The sequence below is a fragment of the Finegoldia magna genome (genome assembly GCF_018371055.1).
Classification (GTDB): domain Bacteria; phylum Bacillota; class Clostridia; order Tissierellales; family Peptoniphilaceae; genus Finegoldia; species Finegoldia magna_I.
Map to the genome: position 1 here is coordinate 1 of NZ_JAGYZD010000308.1, position 1,723 is coordinate 1,723.

Genomic DNA, 1,723 nt, shown 5'->3' on the forward strand with positions numbered 1-1,723 from the left:
TGGTATAATTGTGGATCTCATCACAGAGAAATCTTCTCCTAGTGGATTGATTAGTTTGATCAATTTATCATCATCCATTTCAACCATTGCTTTAGAATAAGATTTTGGGCTGATGAATGAATAAGACAACACTTCAAAAGTATTCATTGAATACAAAGCTTTTTTCGTATTATCTATGGCAATTCTTTCTTCGCTCTTAACCCCTCTCTTTAGTTTTCCGATTAGAGGTTTCGCTCCAATTTTCTCAAATGTGTAAATTCTTCCAACTTCTTCAATTAAATCTTGATATATCGAAACGTCTTGTCTGTGGAATGGAACTTTAACTTTGATTTTTTCGTCGTCTTCTGACACAATTTTAAATTCCAATAATTGTAATATTTTTTTAATTTCATCGTTCGAAATATCAGATCCTAATAAATCATTGCATTTTTTGTATGATAGTTCTACATCTTCTAATTTTTCTTCACATGTAATCACATCTATAGAGTTGTTAATGACAGTGGCATTTGTAATATCTTCAATTAATTTACAAACTCTCATTGATGCTAAATCACATAATTGTTGGCTTACACCCTTTTCAAATCTTGTAGAAGCATCAGTTCTTAATGCTAATCTTCGTGATGAAAGTCTAATTGTATCATTATCAAAACTTGCAGCTTCAATAAGCACATTAGTAGTATTTGATGTTATTTCTGAATCAAAACCACCCATAATTCCAGCAATACCTAATGTGTTTTCACCATCACAAATTATTATATCATCTGATAATTCACGTTCTACATCGTCTAATGTTGTGAATTTTTGTGAACCAGATTCTTTTACTATAATCTTCTTATCTGCGATTTTATCCAAATCATAGGCGTGAATTGGTTGACCAGTTTCCAACATTACAAAATTTGTAATATCAACTATATTGTTAATAGGTCTAATTCCAGATTGAATAAGTCTATTTTTTAGCCATTGTGGACTATCTGCTATTTTTACATTTTTTACAACTCTAGCCACATAACAAGTACACTTGTCAGTTTGAATGTCGACAGAATTTACATAATCATTGATATCTTCTTCAAATTTTTTGATTTCTATAGAAGGATATTTGATTTTTTTTCCGAAAGAGGCAGCATATTCTCTTGCCATTCCTAATACGGACAAACAATCTGGTCTGTTTGGTGTGATTTCAAACTCAATTATAGGCTCATTAATTTCAAGTGCATTAGTAACAGTTTCACCAATTTTGTTTTCAGATAAAACAGCAATTCCTTCTTTTGAATTTTTATCTACAACTGACGTTTCAAATCCCATTTCTTCAAAGCTTGTTAACATTCCAGGACTCATGATTCCTTTAAGGTCAGCTTCTTTTAAAACAATGTCTCCCGGAAGAGTTGCCCCTACTTGTGCATAACAAACAAACATATCTTCTTTGATATTTTTTGCACCTGTAACTACTTCGATATCTGAATTTCCTGTATCCAATGTAACTATAGATAATCTGTCGGCATTTGGATGCTTATCAATTTTCTTTATTTTAGCTACAATTAATTTGTCGTTTAAATATTTACTTTTATCTATAACTGATTCAACGTGACTTCCTGTTTCAGAAAGTCTGTCTGTAATAGTTTTTATTGATTCGTCTACATCGACGTAATCTTTAAGCCAATTAATAGGTAATAACATATTTCCTCCTAGAATTGTTCCAAAAATCTCTTATCGTTATCGTACAACA

General features: G+C 30.9%; 1 protein-coding gene. It reads right to left on the reverse strand.

Annotated features, from left to right (window positions below):
- Positions 1-1,674 (reverse strand): phenylalanine--tRNA ligase subunit beta (pheT, locus tag KHW44_RS09395; RefSeq protein WP_304068827.1); only part of this gene is annotated, 1,674 nt, incomplete at its 3' end.
- Between the last annotated feature and the right edge of the window lie 49 nt (positions 1,675-1,723).